General features: G+C 73.8%; 20 protein-coding genes. 7 read left to right on the top strand and 13 right to left on the bottom strand.

Features of this window, described 5'->3' with window-relative positions; all coding sequences use genetic code 11:
* Nucleotides 1-29: 29 nt before the first annotated feature.
* On the bottom strand, nucleotides 30-446 hold the full coding sequence (locus tag JQT67_RS11830; protein WP_021010109.1) for a universal stress protein: 417 nt from the start codon (nucleotides 444-446) through the stop codon (nucleotides 30-32).
* Nucleotides 443-1,972, bottom strand: coding sequence for an APC family permease (locus tag JQT67_RS11835; RefSeq protein ID WP_307864324.1), 1,530 nt, complete (start codon nucleotides 1,970-1,972; stop codon nucleotides 443-445). Before JQT67_RS11835 ends, JQT67_RS11830 begins: the two co-directional genes overlap by 4 nt.
* Before the next feature lie 159 nt (nucleotides 1,973-2,131).
* On the opposite strand from JQT67_RS11835, the gene JQT67_RS11840 reads away from it, so the two are divergent.
* Nucleotides 2,132-3,370 (top strand): saccharopine dehydrogenase family protein, encoded by a 1,239-nt coding sequence (locus JQT67_RS11840; RefSeq protein ID WP_208064836.1) that lies wholly within the window; start codon nucleotides 2,132-2,134, stop codon nucleotides 3,368-3,370.
* A 3-nt stretch (nucleotides 3,371-3,373) separates the two neighbouring features.
* On the opposite strand, the gene thpR is transcribed toward JQT67_RS11840, so the two are convergent.
* Genes thpR through JQT67_RS11860 form a run of 4 tightly spaced genes read right to left on the bottom strand, consistent with a single transcriptional unit; the run spans nucleotide 3,374 to nucleotide 5,350 of the window.
* Entirely contained in the window at nucleotides 3,374-3,925 is a 552-nt protein-coding gene (gene thpR, locus JQT67_RS11845) for an RNA 2',3'-cyclic phosphodiesterase (protein WP_026373472.1), read from the bottom strand.
* A gap of 48 nt (nucleotides 3,926-3,973) precedes the next feature.
* Nucleotides 3,974-4,591: a GNAT family N-acetyltransferase gene (locus JQT67_RS11850; RefSeq protein ID WP_208064838.1), complete on the bottom strand. Its 618-nt coding sequence runs from the start codon at nucleotides 4,589-4,591 to the stop codon at nucleotides 3,974-3,976.
* A 4-nt stretch (nucleotides 4,592-4,595) separates the two neighbouring features.
* Nucleotides 4,596-4,907 (bottom strand): hypothetical protein, encoded by a 312-nt coding sequence (locus JQT67_RS11855; protein ID WP_021010114.1) that lies wholly within the window; start codon nucleotides 4,905-4,907, stop codon nucleotides 4,596-4,598.
* The gene (locus JQT67_RS11860; protein ID WP_021010115.1) at nucleotides 4,904-5,350 is read right to left on the bottom strand and encodes an Hsp20/alpha crystallin family protein; all 447 of its coding nucleotides are present in this window, start codon (nucleotides 5,348-5,350) and stop codon (nucleotides 4,904-4,906) included. Before JQT67_RS11860 ends, JQT67_RS11855 begins: the two co-directional genes overlap by 4 nt.
* A gap of 130 nt (nucleotides 5,351-5,480) precedes the next feature.
* On the opposite strand from JQT67_RS11860, the gene JQT67_RS11865 reads away from it, so the two are divergent.
* From JQT67_RS11865 to JQT67_RS11875, 3 genes are all read left to right on the top strand, one after another.
* Nucleotides 5,481-5,927, top strand: coding sequence for an SRPBCC family protein (locus JQT67_RS11865; protein WP_208064840.1), 447 nt, complete (start codon nucleotides 5,481-5,483; stop codon nucleotides 5,925-5,927).
* Nucleotides 5,928-6,436: 509 nt separating this feature from the next.
* A complete protein-coding gene (locus tag JQT67_RS11870) occupies nucleotides 6,437-8,482 on the top strand; it encodes a DEAD/DEAH box helicase (RefSeq protein ID WP_374222135.1) in 2,046 nt (681 codons plus the stop codon).
* Nucleotides 8,483-8,488: 6 nt separating this feature from the next.
* Nucleotides 8,489-9,250, top strand: a complete 762-nt coding sequence (locus JQT67_RS11875; RefSeq protein ID WP_208064842.1) for a bifunctional 2-polyprenyl-6-hydroxyphenol methylase/3-demethylubiquinol 3-O-methyltransferase UbiG — start codon at nucleotides 8,489-8,491, stop codon at nucleotides 9,248-9,250.
* Nucleotides 9,251-9,263: 13 nt separating this feature from the next.
* Here JQT67_RS11875 and JQT67_RS11880 read toward each other — a convergent pair whose 3' ends face one another.
* The 4 genes from JQT67_RS11880 to JQT67_RS11895 are packed head-to-tail and all read right to left on the bottom strand — an operon-like array spanning nucleotide 9,264 to nucleotide 12,147.
* Nucleotides 9,264-9,926: a DsbA family oxidoreductase gene (locus tag JQT67_RS11880; RefSeq protein ID WP_208064844.1), complete on the bottom strand. Its 663-nt coding sequence runs from the start codon at nucleotides 9,924-9,926 to the stop codon at nucleotides 9,264-9,266.
* A 57-nt stretch (nucleotides 9,927-9,983) separates the two neighbouring features.
* Nucleotides 9,984-10,436, bottom strand: coding sequence for a hypothetical protein (locus JQT67_RS11885; RefSeq protein WP_208064845.1), 453 nt, complete (start codon nucleotides 10,434-10,436; stop codon nucleotides 9,984-9,986).
* Nucleotides 10,433-11,059, bottom strand: a complete 627-nt coding sequence (locus tag JQT67_RS11890; protein WP_208064847.1) for a CDP-alcohol phosphatidyltransferase family protein — start codon at nucleotides 11,057-11,059, stop codon at nucleotides 10,433-10,435. Before JQT67_RS11890 ends, JQT67_RS11885 begins: the two co-directional genes overlap by 4 nt.
* Nucleotides 11,060-11,091: 32 nt before the next feature.
* Complete coding sequence (locus JQT67_RS11895; RefSeq protein ID WP_208064849.1) at nucleotides 11,092-12,147, bottom strand: FUSC family protein; 1,056 nt, start codon at nucleotides 12,145-12,147, stop codon at nucleotides 11,092-11,094.
* 80 nt (nucleotides 12,148-12,227) lie between these two features.
* On the opposite strand from JQT67_RS11895, the gene JQT67_RS11900 reads away from it, so the two are divergent.
* Together JQT67_RS11900 and JQT67_RS11905 are read left to right on the top strand one after the other, a co-directional pair.
* Nucleotides 12,228-12,635, top strand: a complete 408-nt coding sequence (locus JQT67_RS11900; protein ID WP_208064851.1) for a VOC family protein — start codon at nucleotides 12,228-12,230, stop codon at nucleotides 12,633-12,635.
* 86 nt (nucleotides 12,636-12,721) lie between these two features.
* Nucleotides 12,722-14,260, top strand: coding sequence for an MDR family MFS transporter (locus tag JQT67_RS11905; RefSeq protein WP_208064853.1), 1,539 nt, complete (start codon nucleotides 12,722-12,724; stop codon nucleotides 14,258-14,260).
* Here JQT67_RS11905 and JQT67_RS11910 read toward each other — a convergent pair.
* On the bottom strand, nucleotides 14,229-14,717 hold the full coding sequence (locus tag JQT67_RS11910) for a DUF4407 domain-containing protein (RefSeq protein WP_243755940.1): 489 nt from the start codon (nucleotides 14,715-14,717) through the stop codon (nucleotides 14,229-14,231). The two genes, JQT67_RS11905 and JQT67_RS11910, sit on opposite strands and share 32 nt — an antisense overlap.
* A gap of 87 nt (nucleotides 14,718-14,804) precedes the next feature.
* Between JQT67_RS11910 and JQT67_RS11915 the strand changes: the two genes are divergently transcribed.
* Nucleotides 14,805-15,515, top strand: a complete 711-nt coding sequence (locus JQT67_RS11915; RefSeq protein WP_307864326.1) for a hypothetical protein — start codon at nucleotides 14,805-14,807, stop codon at nucleotides 15,513-15,515.
* 15 nt (nucleotides 15,516-15,530) lie between these two features.
* On the opposite strand, the gene JQT67_RS13665 is transcribed toward JQT67_RS11915, so the two are convergent.
* Both JQT67_RS13665 and JQT67_RS11925 read right to left on the bottom strand, forming a co-directional pair.
* On the bottom strand, nucleotides 15,531-16,691 hold the full coding sequence (locus JQT67_RS13665) for a Rossmann fold nucleotide-binding protein (RefSeq protein WP_307864327.1): 1,161 nt from the start codon (nucleotides 16,689-16,691) through the stop codon (nucleotides 15,531-15,533).
* Between the two features lie 10 nt (nucleotides 16,692-16,701).
* On the bottom strand, nucleotides 16,702-18,242 hold a 1,541-nt coding region (locus tag JQT67_RS11925; protein ID WP_279537689.1), incomplete at its 5' end, for an SbcC/MukB-like Walker B domain-containing protein.

Below are 18,242 nucleotides of genomic sequence, written 5' to 3' on the forward strand. Positions count from 1 at the left end.
GTCGGGTGGCGACGGGCGGATGGGCTCGGTCAGTCGAGCGCGGGCACGCACAGCACCGGGCGGGTGCTGAGGTGCAGCAGCTTGTGCGGCGTCGACCCGAGGATCGCGCCGCGCATGGGGCTCTCGCCCCACGTGCCGACGACGATGAGCCGGGCGCCGTGCCGGTCGGCTGCATCGAGGAGGGCGGGGGCCGGGCGCTCCGAGACCAGCTCGACCACCGCATCCACTCCCGCCGCCTGCGCCTCGGCGAGCGCGTGGCCCGCGGCCTCGTCGCCCGCCTGGCGCAGCGCGGCCTCGTGGCTGCGCGCCTCCTCGCCGAGCGATCCCGGCGGCGCGGTGCCGTAGACGATCACGAGCCGCTCGCCGAAGCGACGCGCGATGTCGATCGCGACGGGGAGCGCGGCGCGCGCCCCGGGCGACTCGTCGTAGCCGAGCGCGATCGTCATGCGTCCGTCCCCTCCCTGCGGCCCGTGGTCGCGTCGATGCGGACGATGGGTTGCTCAGCGGTGCTCGGCCGCTCGGCCCAGAAGCGGCGGTCGCGGAAGTACCAGACGATCATGAGCACGATGCCGGTGAGGAAGATGCCGACGCCGATCACGAGCGGCGGGCCGACGCCGAACCACGGCGTCTCGGTGTAGGAGTTCTCGGGGTTGCCGTAGTCGATGATCGCGGCGACGAGCAGCCACAGGAGCATGAGCGAGCCGAGCACGGGCCCGACGCCGATGAGCAGGAAGCTCTTGACGCTGCGCGTGAGCCGCTTGCGGAAGTAGACGGCGCACGCGATGCCGGTGAGCGCGTAGTAGAAGGCGATGAGCAGGCCGAGCGCGGTGAGCGTGTCCCACAGCGCGGTCTCGCTTAGCAGGCCGACGACGAGGTAGTAGGCGATCGCGATGCCGGCGACCCACCACGTCGAGACGTCGGGGGTGCGGAAGCGCGGGTGGATGTGCCCGAAGGTCTTCGGCAGGGCGCCGCGGCGGGCCATGCTGAGGCCCGTGCGCGACGCGGGGATGATCGTGGTCTGCGTCGAGGCGATCGCCGAGGTCGCGACCGAGAGCATGACGACCCACGCCCAGGGGCCCATGGTCTCGCTCGCGAGGATCTGGAAGATCGCGTCCTCCTCGTCGGCGTTCTCGGCGAGGAACGACTCGCCGGCGAGCGCGACGACCGCGATCGTCACCGAGAGGTACGTCGCGAGCAGCACGATCGTCGACCAGATCGCCGCCTTGCCGGGCGCTTGCGACGAGTTCGTCGTCTCCTCGGTGAGGTTGACGGCCGATTCCCAGCCCCAGTAGGCGAAGACGCCGAGCAGCAGGCCGGCGGTCACGCCCTCCCAGCCGCCGCCGAAGGGGTTGAGCCACTCCCACGAGGGGGTGAGCGAGTCGAAGGGCGAGTCGCCCGAGAAGACGAGCACGAGGGCGAACACCGCGAAGGCGAGCAGCGAGAGCACCTGGAAGACGATGAGCACGTTCTGCAGCCGTGCCGAGATCTCGGTGCCCCAGACGCAGATCGCGGTCATCACGAGGATGAGCACGACCGTCAGCACGCGGATGAGCACCGGGTCGTAGGCGGCGTCCTCGAGGCCGAAGGTCAGCAGCGAGTAGCGCACGCCCACCTCGGCGAGCGAGCCGACGATGAGCACGCCCGTCATCGCGATCGCCCAGCCGCCGATCCAGCCGAGCCACGGCCCCATCGCGCGCGTGACCCACGAGAAGGTCGTGCCGCAGTCCTGGTCGACGGTGTTCAAGTAGTAGAAGGCGGATGCGATGAGCAGCATCGGGATGAAGCTCGCGAGCATGATGCCCGGGGCGTGCACGCCGCTGAAGGCCACGAGCCCGCCGATGATCGCCGCGATCGTGTACGCCGGCGAGGTCGACGCGAGCCCGATGACCATGGCGTCGAGGAAGCCGATGGCGTTGGGCTTCAGCCCGGTCTGCCCGGCGGGCGGCCGCGCCGCGATGGTGTCTTCGCTCACTGGGGCTCCTCGTCGCGCCTCGGCGGATACCGTGCCCGTCACCCGTCTTGGGTGACGCATCCGCACCTTCTGCTCGCAGACGATACTGATTCCGTCGCGTTTGCGCTACAGTCTGGCCCAGCCGGGATCCGCGGGCGATGCCGGCGGAGAGGTGAGTCCATGCGGATCCTGCTGATCGGAGCCGGAGGGGTCGGCGGCGCGTTCGCCGCGATCGCGGCACGGCGCGACTTCTTCGAGGCGATCGTGATCGCCGACTACGACGCCGCGCGCGCGGAGCGCGCCGCCGCGGTCGACGCGCGCTTCACGGCCGCGCGAGTGGACGCATCCGACCCCGAGTCGCTCGCCGCGCTCTGCCGGGAGCACCGCATCACCCACGTGATGAACGCGGTCGACCCGCGCTTCGTCATGCCGATCTTCGACGGCGCGCTCGCGGCCGGCGTCGACTACCTCGACATGGCGATGAGCCTGTCGAAGCGGCACCCCGAGGACCCCTACCGCAAGGTCGGGCTCAAGCTCGGCGACGAGCAGTTCGCGAAGTCGGGGGAGTGGGAGGCGGCCGGGCGGCTCGCGCTCGTCGGGATCGGCGTGGAGCCGGGGCTCTCGAACGTGCTCGCGCGCTACGCCGCCGACGAGCTCTTCGACCACATCGACGAGCTCGGCACGCGCGACGGCGCGAACCTCGCGGTGCACGACGAGCACGGGAACGAGATCTTCGCGCCGTCGTTCTCGATCTGGACGACGATCGAGGAGTGCCTCAACCCGCCGGTGATCTGGGAGCGCTCGCGGCAGGACGTCGACGGCGGCTGGTACACGACCGAGCCGTTCAGCGAGCCAGAGGTGTTCGACTTCCCCGAGGGCATCGGGCCGGTCGAGTGCGTCAACGTCGAGCACGAGGAGGTGCTCATGATGCCGCGCTGGCTCGAGGCCGATCGGGTGACCTTCAAGTACGGGCTCGGCGAGGAGTTCATCGGCGTGCTGCGCACGCTCAACACGCTCGGGCTCGACCGCACCGACAAGGTGAGGGTCGGCGGCGCCGAGGTCGCCCCGCGCGACGTCGTCGCGGCGGTGCTGCCCGACCCGGCGACGATCGGGCCGATCATGACCGGCAAGACGTGCGCGGGCGTGTGGGTGCGCGGCACCGGCAAGGACGGGCAGCCGCGCTCGACGTACCTCTACCACGTGGTCGACAACGAGTGGTCGATGGCGGAGTACGGCCACCAGCGCGTCGTCTGGCAGACGGCGATCAACCCGGTGATCGCGCTCGAGCTGCTCGCGCGCGGCGACTGGTCGGGCGCGGGCGTGCTCGGCCCCGAGACCATGCCGCCCAAGCCGTTCCTCGACCTGCTCGGCGAGTACGGCTCGCCGTGGGGGCAGATGGAGGTCGCGGCGAAGGAGTGACGCTCAGCCGCCGAGCGGCAGCCGCGCGACGGTCTCGTGCAGCGGCCGCCGGCCGTGGCCGAGCAGCTGCGAGTCGATCAGCTCGACCTCGTCGACGGTCCAGGGGCGGGAGCGGTAGGTGTCGAGCACGCGCAGCCAGCGCAGGGCACTGCGGTCGCGCGGCGGCCGCGCGAGCGTGAGGTGGGGCGTGAAGCGCTTGCCGTCGGGCGGCGCGCCAGCGGCGTTCGCGCCGTCGCGCACCCGGCGGGCGAGCCGCTCGAGCTCGTCGCCGCCCTCGCCGACGCCGAGCCACAGCACGGCCGGCCGGTCGGGGTGCGGGAACGCGCCGGCGCCCGCGAGCGAGCACGCGAACGGCTCGACGCCCGCGGCGGCGCTCGCGAGCCGCTCCTCGAGCGGCTCCAGGATGCGCTCCGGGACGTCGGCGAGGAAGGCGAGCGTCAGGTGCATCCGGTCGGGCTGCGTCCAGCGCAGCCCCTCGCGCACGTCGAGGAAGTCGGCGAGGTCCTCCCGCACGTCCTCGGGCGGCACGACCGCCGCGAACATCCGCCGACCCATCCGCCCACGGTAGAGCGCGAGGCCGAGCGCGCGGTGTGCGCAGCGCGCTCAGCGCGGCGCGAGCTGCTTGCGCATCACGACGCGCGGGAAGCCGCCCGAGACCGCGTCCGTCGGCGCCGCGAGCTCGAAGCCCGCGCGCTCGAAGAGCGCTCGCGTGCCCACGTAGGCCATCGTGAGGTCGACGCGCTCGCCGCCGTTGTCGACGGGGTACCCCTCGACGGCCGGCGCCCCGTGCGCCGCGGCGAAGTCGACCGCGCCCGCGAGCATCGCGTGCGAGATGCCGCTGCCGCGATGGCCCGGCCGCACGCGGATGCACCAGATCGACCACACCGGCTGGTCGTCGACGTGCGGGATCTTGCGCGAGCGCTCGAACGGCAGCTGCGCGCGCGGCGCGACCGCTGCCCACCCGACGACCTCGTCGCCGTCGTAGCCGAGCACGCCCGGCGCGACCGGCTCGCGCGTCAGCCGCTCGACGAAGGCGCCGCGCTCGACGCCGCGCAGCGCCGTGTTCGTCTTCGCGTCGATGCGGTGGCTGAGGCACCAGCAGACGGATGCGTCGGGCCGCTTCGGGCCGATGACGGCGGCGAGGTCGTCGAAGCGGTCGTGCGTCGCGGGATGCACGACGATCCCGCTCGTGGCCGTGTCGCCCGTGCTCGCGCGCGCCATGCCGTCAGCGCTCCGGCGGGGCGAGCTCGTCGAGGCTCGAGAGCCGCTCTGCCGCGCGCTCGGCCCGCTCGGCCTCCGTGAGCTCCCACCACGCGGTGCCGCGCTCGCCGAGGCCCTCCTTCGCGAGCTGCACGCGATCGCGCACGCGCCGCCGGCTCGCGTCGTCCGGCGCGCTCCGCACGGCCGAGCGCGCGCGGCCGAGGTGCGAGCGCAGCCGCCGCGCGACGTCGGGGTCGAGCGACGGGTCCTCCGCGCGCCACCGCCGGCCGTCGACGACGATCCAGCGGCCGTCGTCCGTGCGCTCCGGCGCCGTCACCGGCGCCCGCGCCGCGCGCTCGAGCGATGCTCGATCGGGATGTGCCGCGCCTTCGTCGGCACCGGATCGAGCCCGACGCGCACGGTGAGCACGCCGTCCTCGTAGGCGGCGGTGATGTCGTCGTCCTTCGCGCCCTGCGGCAGTCGCACGGCACGGGCGAGCGCGCCGTAGCGGAACTCCGAGCGCTGCTTCTCGCGCTTGTCGGGGTGCCGCTCGGCGTGGATCGTGAGCGTGCCGTGCTCGACGGTCACGTCGATGTCGCGCTCCGGGTCGAGGCCGGGGAGCTCGGCGTGCACGATGAACTCGTCGTCGTGCACGAGCTCCTCGACGCGGATGCCGGGGAGGGGCCCTCGGCCATCCCACCCGCCCAGCAGGGCGAACGCATCCACCCACTCCGTGAACGGCGGGAAGACCGGGTACTTGCGGGCGGCGTCCGTGCTCATGGCTGCTCCCTCCGTCGCGTCGGTCGCGTGCCTCGTGTCTACTCCGCTTCCGCTGCGGTCTCAATGGGGGCGGATGCGTCGGGTCGCGCACCGGTGGCGGCGCGAGGCGCGCGCGTGGTTCGATCGAGCCATGAGCGAGAGCGAATCCCGAGTGGTGCGCGCGAGCCGCGTGATCGCCGCCCCCGCGGACGTCATCTTCGAGGAGATCGCCGATCCCTCGCGCCAGCCGGCGTGGGACGGCAACGACAACCTCGGCTCGGCGCCCGAGGGGCAGCGCGTGCGTGCCACCGGCGAGGTGTTCTCGATGACGCTCGGCAGCGGCGCGGTGCGCGAGAACCACGTCGTGGAGTTCGAGGAGGGCCGCCGCATCGCGTGGAAGCCCTCCGAGGAGGGCAAGCCGCCGATCGGGCACCTCTGGCGGTGGGAGCTCGAGCCGGCGGACGGCGGCACGCTCGTCACCCAGACCTACGACTGGACGCAGCTGCGCGACGAGTCGCGCCTCGACCGCGCGCGCCGAACGCAGGAGCCGCAGCTGCTCGCCTCGATCGACCGGCTGAAGGCGCTGCTCGAGGGCTGAGCCCCCACCGCGGCATCTTGCGCTGCCCCGCCTGCCACCGCGAAGTCCACAGCGGCCGCCTCCGCATCGACAGGATCGGCACCCGCTGGCGCGTCACCCGCACGCTCCTGCCACCCATCCGGAGGCCCAGGCGGCGCAAGCGCGCGCCCGTCGCGAGACGGATCGGGGCGCCCGTCGCACGCGCCGGCGGGGCGACCGAGCGGATCCGGGGCTCGACCTAGTAGCATTGGCGTGGCGACAGCGCCGGTCACCGCCGGAGCCGCGAAGCGGCCCCGCCCGTGCACCGCAGCCGCAGCCGCCGGCTCGATGAGTCACGCACCGATCTGTCGGTGCTCGTCGAAGCCCGTCAATCCGGGGCCCGCACCGCCGGCCCCGCCTCGAATGGAGGACACGTGGCAGACGCCGCAACCATCGATGCGACCGACACGGACGCATCCCAAGACCTCGACGCGATCGTCGTCGACGAGGCGGCCGCCGAGCGGCCCGCCACCCGGGAGCGCGACGCGCTCATCCCGCAGCTCGCCCGCGCCGTGCGCCAGGTCGAGGCGGGCGTCAAGCGCGGCGCCGCCTCCCGCTCGACGCGCGTGAAGCTGCAGGTCGTCGCGATGCTCGCGCGCGAGGAGCGCGCCCGAGTGCGCGCCGACAAGACGCTCACCGACGCCCAGCGCGCCGAGGACCTCAAGCGACTCGACGGCATCGCCGTCATCCTCGCGAAGGCCGCGAGCCGCGAGCCCACGCTGCTGCCGCTGCTCGGCGACGGCGCGCCGATCACCGACGCCGTGCGCGAGCGCAAGCGCGAGATGCTGCAGGCCGCCGGCATCGAGGAGGCGCCCGAGCCGCAGTCGGCTCCCGAGCCCGAGGTGACCGAGCCGCAGGCGCCGCAGGTCGTGCCGCCGTCGGTGCGCCGGGTCGCGCTCGCGAACCCCTTCCTCGAGCCCGACCTCACGCACGTGCGCCGCAAGCCCGAGCGCGACCGCCTCGCGGGCTTCGACCTGCTCTCGCCGCTCTACCTCTCGTTCGAGGTCGCGGCCGACGGCCGTCCCGCGTGCATGCCGCTGCCCGAGCCGAAGCGGCACATCGCGCCGGGCGGCAAGGAGCTCATGCACCACCAGGCCGAGCTCGTGCAGGCCGCCCGCGACGGGCACCGCACGTTCCTGCTCGCCGACGAGCCGGGCCTCGGCAAGACCGCGCAAGCGCTGCTCGCCGCGCAGGCGGCCGACGCGTTCCCGCTGCTCGTGGTCGCGCCGAGCGTCGTGAAGATCAACTGGGCGCGCGAGACCGAGCGCTGGCTGCCCGGGCGCCGCGCCGCGGTGCTGCAGGGCGACGGCGACACGCTCGACGCCTTCGCCGACGTCGTGGTCGTGAACTACGAGGTGCTCGACCGCCACATCGGCTGGCTCGAGCGGTTCGGGTTCCGCGGCATGGTCGTCGACGAGGCGCACTTCATCAAGAACACGCGCTCGAAGCGCTCGCGGCACGTGCTGCAGATCTCGGCGGCGATGCGCGAGCGCATCGGCAACCCGCTGCTCATGGCCCTCACCGGCACGCCGCTCATCAACGACATCGAGGACTTCGGGGCGATCTGGCGCTTCCTCGGCTGGATCGACCACAAGGAGCCGAACGCCGAGCTCACCGACCACCTCGAGGAGATCGGCCTCACGCCGATGGACCGGGCGTTCTACCCGGCAGCCAGGCGCGCCGTGATCGACATGGGCATCGTCCGGCGCCGCAAGATCGACGTCGCCTCCGACATCCCGGCCCGCCGCATCGCCGACATCCCGGTCGAGCTCGACGAGGCATCCGTGCGGTCGATCCGCGCCGCCGAGCGCGAGCTCGTCGAGCGCATGCTGCGCCGCTACGACGCCGCGATCGAGCAGCGCTCCGCCGACGCGCGCGACGACAGCCGCGTCGACGACGAGCTCGTGCGCCGCATCGCGCGCAGCGAGGTCGAGGCGCAGGAGGGCGGCACGGGCGAGAACGTCTTCGCGCTCGCGCGCCGCATCGGCCGCGCGAAGGCCGAGCTCGCCGCCGACTACGCCGCGCAGCTCGCGCACTCGGTCGGCAAGGTCGTCTTCTTCGCGAAGCACATCGACGTCCTCGACGCCGCCGAGCAGACGCTCGCGAAGGCCGGCATCAAGACGGTCTCGATCCGCGGCGACCAGTCGCCGACGCAGCGCCAGGCCGCGATCGACGCGTTCACGAACGACGAGTCGGTGCGGGTCATCGTCTGCTCGCTCATGGCCGCGGGCGTCGGCGTCAACCTGCAGGCGGCGGCCGACATGGTGCTCGCCGAGCTCTCGTGGACCGACGCCGAGCAGACCCAGGCGATCGACCGCATCCACCGCATCGGCCAGTCGATGCCGGTCACCGTGTGGCGCATCCTCGCCGCGCAGACGATCGACACGCGCATCGCCGAGCTGCTCGACACGAAGGCGGGCATGGTCGGTCGCGCGATCGACGGCGCCGTCGGCGACGAGCCCACGAGCACCGACCTGCGGCTCGAGGCGGTCGCGGGCATGCTGCACGACGCGGTGGCCGCGCGCATCGCGCGCTGACCGGCGGTGGTCGACGCGATCTTCGGCGAGCCGCGCCTCGCGGCCGTCTACGACGCGCTCGACCCCGACCGCTCGGATCTCGAGGTCTACGCGCGGATCGTCGTCGACGAGCTCGGCGCCCGGTCGGTGCTCGACATCGGCTGCGGCACCGGCACGTTCGCGCTCATGCTCGCCGCGCGCGGGCTCTCGGTCACGGGCGTCGACCCCGCGAGCGCGTCGATCGGGGTCGCGCGGGCGAAGCCGGGGGCGGATGCGGTGCGCTGGCTCGAGGGGACGCTCGACGCCGTCGAGGCGGATGCGTCGATCGGCTCGGGCTTCGACGTCGCGACCATGACGGCGAACGTCGCGCAGGTCTTCGTCGAGGAGCACGACTGGGCCACGACGCTCGGCGCCGCGCGGCGGCTGCTGCGGCCGGGCGGGACGCTCGTGCTCGAGTCGAGGAGGCCCGAGCGCCGCGCGTGGCTCGAGTGGACGCCGGAGGCGTCGCGGCAGGTCGTCGACGTCGCGCACGAAGGGCCGGTCGAGGACTGGGTCGAGCTCATCGCGGTCGACGAGGAGGCGCCCGGCGGCGCGCTCGTCACGTTCCGGTCGCCGACCGTGTTCCACCGCGACGGCGCGCGCATCGACTCGGGGTCGACGCTCCGGTTCCGCTCGCGGGAGCAGATCGAGGCGTCGCTCGAGCGCGCGGGCTTCGCGCCGGTCGACGTGCGCGATGCGCCCGACCGCCCCGGCCGCGAGTGGGTCTTCCTCGCTCGCCGCGCCGACTGACGCCGTCGGCGGCTCAGCGGGCGGGGGACTCCTCGAGGTTCAGCTCTCGCGCGCGCTCGAGCGCCTGCACGAAGACCTCCGGCGGCTGCGCGCCCGAGAGCGCGAGGCGCATGTCGAAGACGAAGAACGGCACGCCGTTCACGCCGATCTCGCGCGCCTGCTGGATGTCGGCGCGCACGGCGGGGAGGTGGCGCTCGTCGGCGAGCGACGCCCGGATCTCGTCGGCGTCGAGCCCCGCGGCGGTGCCGATCTCGACGAGCGCCTCGACGTCGCCGATGTCGACGCCGCGCTCGAAGTGGGCCGACAGGAGCCCGTCCTTCACCGCATCCGCCGTCTTCGCGTCCGTCGACCTCGCGAGGTGCAGCAGCTGGTGGGCGCGCAGGCTGTTCGCGACGACGAGCGCGTCGAAGTCGTACCGCAGGCCCTCGCCCGCGGCCTGCTCGGCGACGTGGCCGATCATCTGCCGCACCTGCTCGACCGGCATGCCCTTCACGCGCGAGAGGTACTCGACCTCGCCGCCGTCGTAGCGCTCGGGGAGCGTGGGGTCGAGCTGGTACGAGTGCCACGTGACCTCGACCTCGTCGCCGTGCTCCCAGGCGCCCAGCGCCCGCTCGAACCGCCGCTTGCCGATGAAGCACCACGGGCACGCCACGTCTGACCAGATGTCTACCTGCATGCTCGGGTCAACGCGCGCCCAGCGCGGCTATTCCGCGCGACTGCTCCACGCGGCGCGCTACGCCGGCAGCTCGTCGATGAGGGCGTCGGCCTCCGGGTCGTCCCAGTCGTCGAGGTCGAAGTCCTCCTCGTCGTCGTCGTCCTCAGCGGCGGCGGTCGTCGCGACGGGGTCGTCCTCCACGGCGGCGTCGTCGCCGAGCCACGCGTCGGCGGCGGCCTCGAGGTCGTCGTCCTCGTCGTCGTCGAGGTCGTCGTCGTCGCGCTCGTCGTCCTCGGCGAGCTCATCGCGCAGCCACTGCGCGAGCTCGCCGTCGGCCTCGGCGTCGACCATCTCCTCGACGCTCTCCTCGTCGAGGGGCAGGATCGCCGCCACCCGGTCGCCGTCGCGCGCGACGATCGTGTCGGGCTCGCCGTCCTCGCCGGGCACCCGCTCGACCGACTCGTGCCAGCCCGCGAGGATGTCCTCGACGTGCGCCGCGAGCCGCTCGCGGTCCTCGTGCCACTCGTTCATCGCGCCTCCTCCGCCTGCCGACTCGTAGGCCTCCCAGTCTGCACCCGGCGCAGGCGACGCGCCTGCAGGAAGTAGTCGATCCCCGCGATCACGTGCAGGCCGACACCGACGAGCATGAGCGTCATGCCGAGCGCCGTCGCCTCCGGCAGCACGGTGTGGCCGAGCAGCACGACGACGATCGCGGTCAGCAGCACCGCCGTGCGCACCTTGCCGAGCCACGAGACGTGGATGCTGCCGTCGCGCGCCGCCTTGCCCGCCGAGATCACCGAGAGCACGTCGACGGCGAAGATGACGGCGAGGATCCACCAGTCGACCGCGCCGCCGATCGCGAGCGCGAGCGTGACGCCGACGATGCCGATGCGGTCGGCGATCGGGTCCATGACCTCGCCGAGCCGCGAGGTCTGGTCGAGCGCGCGCGCGAGCACGCCGTCGATCCAGTCGGTCGCCGCCCACACCGCGAGCAGCACGACCGGGGTCCACGAGCCCGGAGCGCCGTCGATGATGAGCCAGCAGACGGGCACGAGGAGCAGCAGCCGGGCGACGGTGAAGGCGTTCGGCACCGTGAGCACGCGCGTGAAGTAGGGGTCGGCCGGATCGCGGTCGCGAGCCGAGATGAGGCGCATGCCCTCTTGGATAGCACAGGGCGAGCGACGGGTCAGGCCCGGCGGCGATCCCACCGGCGGGTCGCGAAGCCGACCGCGATGCCCACGAGCGCGCCCACGATCGACTCGACGAGCCGGTCGACGAGCAGCCGGTCGACCGGCACGGGGCTCGAGAGGTGCACCGCGAGCAGCGCGAGCGGCGTGACGAAGACCATCGCGACGCCGTAGTTGCGGCCCACGAGCAGCTCGGTGCCGAAGGCGACGGCCGCGATGAGCAGCACGACCACGACGTCGCTCGGCCGCAGCGCGAGGAGGGCGGCGGCGAGCACCACGCCGAGGCTCGTGCCCAGGATGCGGTGGGTGCCGCGCGCGAGGCCGGCCGCGAACGTGCCGGTCGAGACGGGCACGACCGCCGAGACCATCGCCCAGTAGGGGTGGCCGATGCCGAGCGCCGTCGCGATCGAGCCCGCGAGCGCGACGCTGAGCGCGTAGCGCGCGACGCGCCGCAGCTGCACCCGGCGGCCGGGGGAGAGGCGGTAGCTGCGCGCGACGGGCAGCGACTCGAGCGCCGGCAGCCGCCGCGCCCGCCGCCACGCGGTGCCGATCGAGCCGATGAGCACGGAGAAGGCGGCGGATGCGGTGGCCACGACGGTCGCGATCCCCGCGTCGGCGAGCGAGACGCCCGGCAGCGATGCGGAGCCGCTGAAGGCGAAGAGCGCGAAGAGCGGGCCCGGCGGGTGCCAGTCCTCGGCGTCGGAGACGATCGAGACGAGGCCCGCGAAGACAGCGCCGAGCGCGATCATCGGCCACGCCGGCGCGGGCAGCGTCGCGACGAGCGAGCCGAGCCCCACCGCCGCGACCATGACGACCGCGGCCGTCGACTGCATGACGAGCCGCGGCAGCTGCACGCGATTGCGGCCGTAGAGCGAGGTGAAGGCGCCGAAGGCGGCCCACGCGCCCCACTCCGCGTGGCCGATCGCGACGAGCGCGAGGAGCGGCACGGCGGTGCTGACGCTCGCCCGGATCGCGACGCGGTGCGCGCCGTCGTGGGGCCCGAAGGCGAGGAACGCGCGCCGGAACTCGGCGCTCGCGCGAGTCGAGCGGGTCATCCCCTTGACCGTACTCCCGGCCCCGATTACCGTGAGCGCCGTTCGCGCGCCGCACGCGCGCGCCGATGAGCGGAGCGGTCATGGCAGTGCAGATGGTCTTCCCGAACTACGCCGTCGCCGACGTCGGCGTCGCGACCGCCTTCTACGAGGCGCTCGGCTTCACGCGCAACCCGGACTTCAGCGACGGGACGACGAGCTGCATGGTCGTGAACGAGCAGGTCTCGATCATGCTGCTCGAGCACGGCCGCTTCGACGAGTTCCTCGTCGGCGGGCAGCGGCGCGCCGAGCGCGGCTCGCTCGAGAACCTGCTCGCGCTGCTGCTCGGCAGCCGCGAGGAGGTCGACGCGTTCGGTGCCGCGGGCACGGCTGCAGGCGGTAGGCTCTCCAAGCCCATCGAGGAGGGCGAGTGGGGCATGTACGGCGGTCAGCTCACCGACCCCGACGGCCACATCATCGACTTCTTCCACATGGAGGCGCCCGCGGCCTGATCCGCCGCGGCAGACGCCACCCTTCTGATCGCAGCGACGCGGATCCGCCGATCGGCGGGTCCGCGCGGTGCCGCCCGAGAGAGCACATGCCGACCGACACCCAGTCCACCCCCGCCCGGGCCGACGCATCCACTCGACTGCCTGCCGGCGGCGCGATCGTCATCGCGACGCTGCTCGTCTCGGCCTTCGTCGTCATCCTCAACGAGACCGCGATGAACGTCGCCATCTCGACGCTCGTCGCCGACCCCGTGCTCGGCATCGACGAGCGCGCCGCGCAGTGGCTCACGACCGCCTTCCTGCTCACGATGGCGATCGTCATCCCGACGACCGGCTGGCTCATGGCGCGCTTCAGCACGCGCTCGCTCTACCTCGTCGCGATGGGCACGTTCGTCGTCGGCACGCTCCTCGCGGGCGTCGCGCCGTCGTTCCCCCTGCTGCTGCTCGGCCGAGTCGTGCAGGCGTCGGGCACCGCGGTCGTGTTCCCGCTGCTCATGACGACGGTCATGCACCTCGTGCCGCCGGCTCGACGCGGCGCCTTCATGGGCACGATCTCGCTCGTCATGTCGGTCGCGCCCGCGCTCGGCCCGACCGTCTCGGGCGCGATCCTGCAGTTCGCGTCGTGGCGCTGGATCTTCCTCGGCGTCGCGCCGCTCGCGCTCGCGATGCTCCTCACCGGCGCGCGCACGCTCCGCCGCGGCGACGTGCAGGAGCCGCCGCGGCTCGACGTCGTCTCGATCCCGCTCGCGGGGATCGGCTTCGGCGGGCTCGTCTACGGGCTCTCGCTCATCGGCGCGGAGGGACTGCCGGCGTGGCAGCTGCCGACGGCGCTCGGCGTCGGCGCGCTCGGGCTCGTCGCGTTCGTGCTGCGGCAGGTGCGCCTCCAGCGCACCGACGACGCGCTGCTCGACCTGCGCACGTTCCGGCACCCGCTGTTCACCGCATCCGTCACGGTCATGATGATCGCGATGGCGGCGATGTTCGGCACGCTCATCCTGCTGCCGCTCATCCTGCAGGACTCGCTCGGGCTCGAGCCGCTGCAGGTGGGGCTCATCACCCTGCCGGGCGCGATGCTCACGGGGCTGCTCGGCCCGGTCGTGGGCAGGCTCTACGACCGCTGGGGCCCGCGGCCGCTCGTGATCCCCGGCGCGCTCGTCGTGCTCGCCGCGCTCGTGCTCTACACGCAGCTCTCGACGACGACGCCCTGGTGGATGGTGCTCATCATGCAGATGGTGCTGAGCCTCGGCTTCGCGTTCACCTTCCCGCCGCTGTTCACCGTCTCGCTCGGCGCGCTGCCGAAGCACCTGTACGGCCACGGCTCGGCGGTGCTGAGCACGGTGCAGCAAGTGGCCGGCGCCGCGGGCACGGCTGCGTTCGTCACCATCATGGCGACGCGGCAGGGGCAGCTCGTCGAGACGGGCGTTCCCTCGGGCGACGCGCTGCTCGAGGGCGCGCGCCTCGCGTTCATGGGCGCGGCGGCGCTGTGGGTGCTCGGCGTCATCGCGACGCTCCGGTTGCGGAAGCCCGCCGACGACGTGCCCGACGAGCCGGAGCACCGCGAGGCGGCCGAGGAGCCCGCGGCGGCTGCGGACGGGGCTACGCCTGCGCCCGCGGCGCCTGCCCCATGAGGCGCACGGCCTCGGCCGCGTGCTCGTTCGTGACCTGCACGCCGTAGCGCGCGGCCTGCAGGGCGCGGATCGACGAGAAGTCGCGCTTGCCGCCCGTCATCGCGTGCTGGACGACGCCGGCGATCATGCCGAACGCCGCGCCCATGAGCACGGCCCAGATGACCCACGCCCACGAGTTCACGATGATGAGCCCGAACAGCAGGCCGACGAAGAGGCCGAACCACGCGCCGCCGAGCGCGCCGCTGAGGGCCGCGCGGCCGTACGTCATGCGGCCGAGCACCTGCTCGACCGTCGTGAGGCCCGTGCCGATGATCCGCACGTGCTCGACGGGGAACTTCGCGTCGCTCAGCCGGTCGACGAGCGCCTGCGCCTCCTCGTAGGTGTCGAACTCGGCGATCGTCGTCGACGGCGGCGTCGGCTCCGTGCGGTTCGGCATCGGGTTCTGGATGTTCGACATGGTGCCTCCTCCGGCCCGGGGACGGGCCTCGCGCGCATCATCGCATCCGATCCCGAGCGATCGCAGAGCGGCAGGTAGGTTCTCCTCGTGGACGACATCCTGCAGTTCGCCGGCAGCTACTGGTGGCTCATGTTCATCGTCGGCCCGATCGTCGGCGGCTGGATCGGCGGCGCCGCGAAGTACAGCGAGCGCCGCCGCCGCGACCGCATCGAGCTCGAGCGCATCCGCCGCGCTCCCGTGCAGGCCGTGCCGCCCGCGCCCGAGCAGCGCAAGGGGAAGGGGAAGGGCACGGGCGCGACCGACGACCGGCTGGAGCGGGAGGATCGCGATCGGCAGATCCAGCGGATCATCGCCGACCACGCCGAGGCCGACCGTCGCTGGCTCGACTTCGAGCTCGACGTCGCGAAGCTCATCGACTACCCGCTCATGACCGACATGCGGGAGCCGCTCACGCAGACCTTCCACCGCGCGAAGCGCGTCGCGGACGGGCTCAAGCCCGACGAGCCGGAGGAGCTGCGCCCGCCCGGCGCGCTCGAGCGCTACCGCGAGGCGGTGCGCGACTTCGAGGTCGCCTTCGAGGCGAAGCGGCGCGCGCAGACGGGGTTCACCGAGGCCGAGCGCGGCCGCTTGCAGTCGGCGCAGCGGCTCATGGCGCTCGCCGAGAACGAGGCGTCGACGGCCGCCGAGCGCCAGTCGGCCTACCGGCAGGCGCGCCGCGAGCTCGACGGCCTCATCGCGCTCCCGGAGGCCACGACGCACGACATCGAGCGGCGGATCGCGGGGGAGCTGCTGCCGTAGGGCGCACGGCCCTCGTCAGCGCCGATCCTCCGGCGCCGGCGCGTGCAGCGCCGACCCGCCCGGTGCCGGCTCGAACGCCGAGATCGCCGCCACCGCATCCGCCACCGAGTCGACGAGCGCGATGCCCGCCTCGCCCGGCTTGCCGCGCATGACCGCCTGCAGGAGCGGCCACGCCGGCATCGTCTCGGTCCAGTAGCGCTCGCCGAGCAGCACGAGCGGCGCCCACGCGCCGTCCTCGGCGTAGGAGTTCTCGCACGCGTCCTGGAAGATCTCCTGCACCGTGCCGCCCGCGCCGGGCAGCACGACGATGCCCGCGCTCGCGACGCGCAGCAGGATCGACTCGCGCACCGAGTTCTGGAAGTACTTCGCGATCGCGGTGGCGAACGAGTTGGGCGGCTCGTGGCCGTAGTGCCACGTCGGGATGCCGAGCGAGACGCCGTCGCCGACGCGCGCCGCGACTCGCCGCGCGGACGAGATCCAGGCGGGGATCGCGCCGTGGAACGCCGGCTCGGCCGCGAGCTCGTCGATCGCCGCGTCGAGCTGCTCGGTCGAGAGCGCGACGGCTCGCGCCCCGAGGTTCGCCGCCTCCATCGCGCCCGGCCCGCCGCCCGTCGCGACGACCCGGCCGGCGCGCGCGAGCCCGTGGCCGAGGTGCGCGGCCTGCCGGTACGGATCCGAGTCGCGCGTGAGCGCGTGGCCGCCCATGACGCCGACGATCTGCTTGCCCCGCACCCAGTCGGCGAGCGCGTCGTCGATCGAGTGGTCGTGCAGGGCGGCGGCGAGCGTGTCGGCGACGTCGTGCTGCCGGGTGCGCGACCACGCGTAGACGCGCGCGTCGAAGGTCGCCGGGTAGCCCTCGTCGAAGCCCTGCACGAGGTCGTCGGGGGTGTAGAGCGTCGAGCGGTAGGCGTTGAAGGGCGTGTCGGGCACGTCGTCGAAGACGATCGCGCCCTGCGCGACGAGCCGCTCCCTCGCGCCCGGCGGCAGGTCGCAGCCGAGCAGCAGCGCACCGCCGCCGTCGAGCCGCTCGAGCGCGTCGGCGCGCTCCGTGAGGTCGACGTCCTGCAGGCGCCAGTCCTCCATGCTCGACGCGCGCCGCGCGAAGAAGTCGAACGCGGCGAGCGACGAGATGTCGATGCGCCGCCCGTGCTGCGGGCGCTCGTCGAAGTCGGGCACGCCCGGGAGCCTACCCAGCGCGGAGCGCGGTCTCCTGGGCGCGACCGGGGGCGTTGCTCGCCGCCACCTCGATGCGGCTGCCCCCGCCCGGCACGGGTACGACGCGGATGCGCCACGGGATGCGCTCCTGCATCTGCTGCACGTGGCTGATGACGCCGACGCTGCGGCCGCCGGCCCGCAGCGCGTCGAGGGTCGCGAGCGCAGCCTCGAGCGAGTCCTGGTCGAGCGACCCGAAGCCCTCGTCGACGAAGAGGGTCTCGAGCGAGATGCCGCCGGCCTCGGCCTGCACGACGTCGGCGAGCCCGAGCGCGAGCGCGAGCGACGCGAGGAACGTCTCGCCGCCCGAGAGCGACTTCGTCGTGCGCGCCCGACCGGTGTGCGCGTCGAGCACCTGGATGCCGAGCCCGCTCGCCTTGCCGCGATAGGCGGTGCCCTCGTCGTGCAGGAGCGCGAAGCGCCCATCGGTCATCGCGCCGAGCCGCAGGTTCGCCGCCTTGATGATCGTGCCGAGCCGGGCGGCGAGCACGTAGGTCTCGATGTCCTGCCGCAGCTCGTTGCGGCCGTCGAGCGCGTCGGCGAGGGCGCGGACGGTCGCGGCGTGCTCGGCGCCGTCGGCGAGCGAGCGGATGGCCTGCCTCGCGTCGTCGAGGTCGGCGGCGGCGTGGTCGAGCCTCGTCTGGGCAGTCGCTTCGGCACGAGCCGCGAGGGCGGATGCCGCCTCGGCCTCGACGAGCGCGGCCTCGAGCGGCGCGACGTCGGGCGCGGTCTCGGGCAGGCCCTGCAGCTCGGGCTGCGCGAGCACGCCGCGCGCGCTCGCGAGCTCGTCGTCGTGGGCTCGGATGCGCTCGCGGAGCGCGAGCCGCTCGGCGGGCTCGAGCCGCATGGCCGCGAGCGCTTCGCGGTCCGCGATGCCGAGGCGCTCGAGCGCCGCGCGCCCGTCGGCCGCGGCCTCCTCCTGCTCGGCTGCGGCGCGCGCCCGCTCGGCGTCGGCCTCGAGCCACTGCTCGAGCGCGTCGCGGCGCGTCGAGGCCGCGTGCAGCATCGACCGCGCGTCGGGGTGCTTCCCGAGCGCCTCGCGCACCCGCGCTCGCGCGTCGGCGAGCCGCGTCGCGGCCGAGGCGGCGGCGGAGCGGCGCTCGCCGACGACGCGCTCGAGCTCGGCGATGCGGCTGTCGAGCTCGCGCGAGCGCTCGTCGTGCTGCTCGAGCTCGCGGCCGAGCCGCTCGCGCTCGGCGGCGGCGTCGATGCATGCCCGCTGCGCAGCCCGAGCGGCGTCGAGCGCGGCGGCGAGCGCGTCGCGATCCGCGGCGCCGGCGATCGCCTCGAGCGACGCGCGCTCCCGCTCGAGCGCGGCGAGGGTCTCGTTCGCGGCGGTCGCGGCGGCGAGCGCGGCCTCGCTCGCGGCGATCGCGTCGGCGACGTCGTCGGCCGTGACGATGTCGCCGCCCGGCGCGTGCGGACTCGGGTGCTCGAGCGCGCCGCACACCGGGCACGGCTCGCCGGCCACGAGCGCGCTCGCGAGCTCGCCCGCCATGCCCGCGACGCGCGCGT

Origin of the sequence: Agrococcus sp. TF02-05 (assembly GCF_017565345.1) — a bacterium.
Taxonomy (GTDB): domain Bacteria; phylum Actinomycetota; class Actinomycetes; order Actinomycetales; family Microbacteriaceae; genus Agrococcus; species Agrococcus pavilionensis.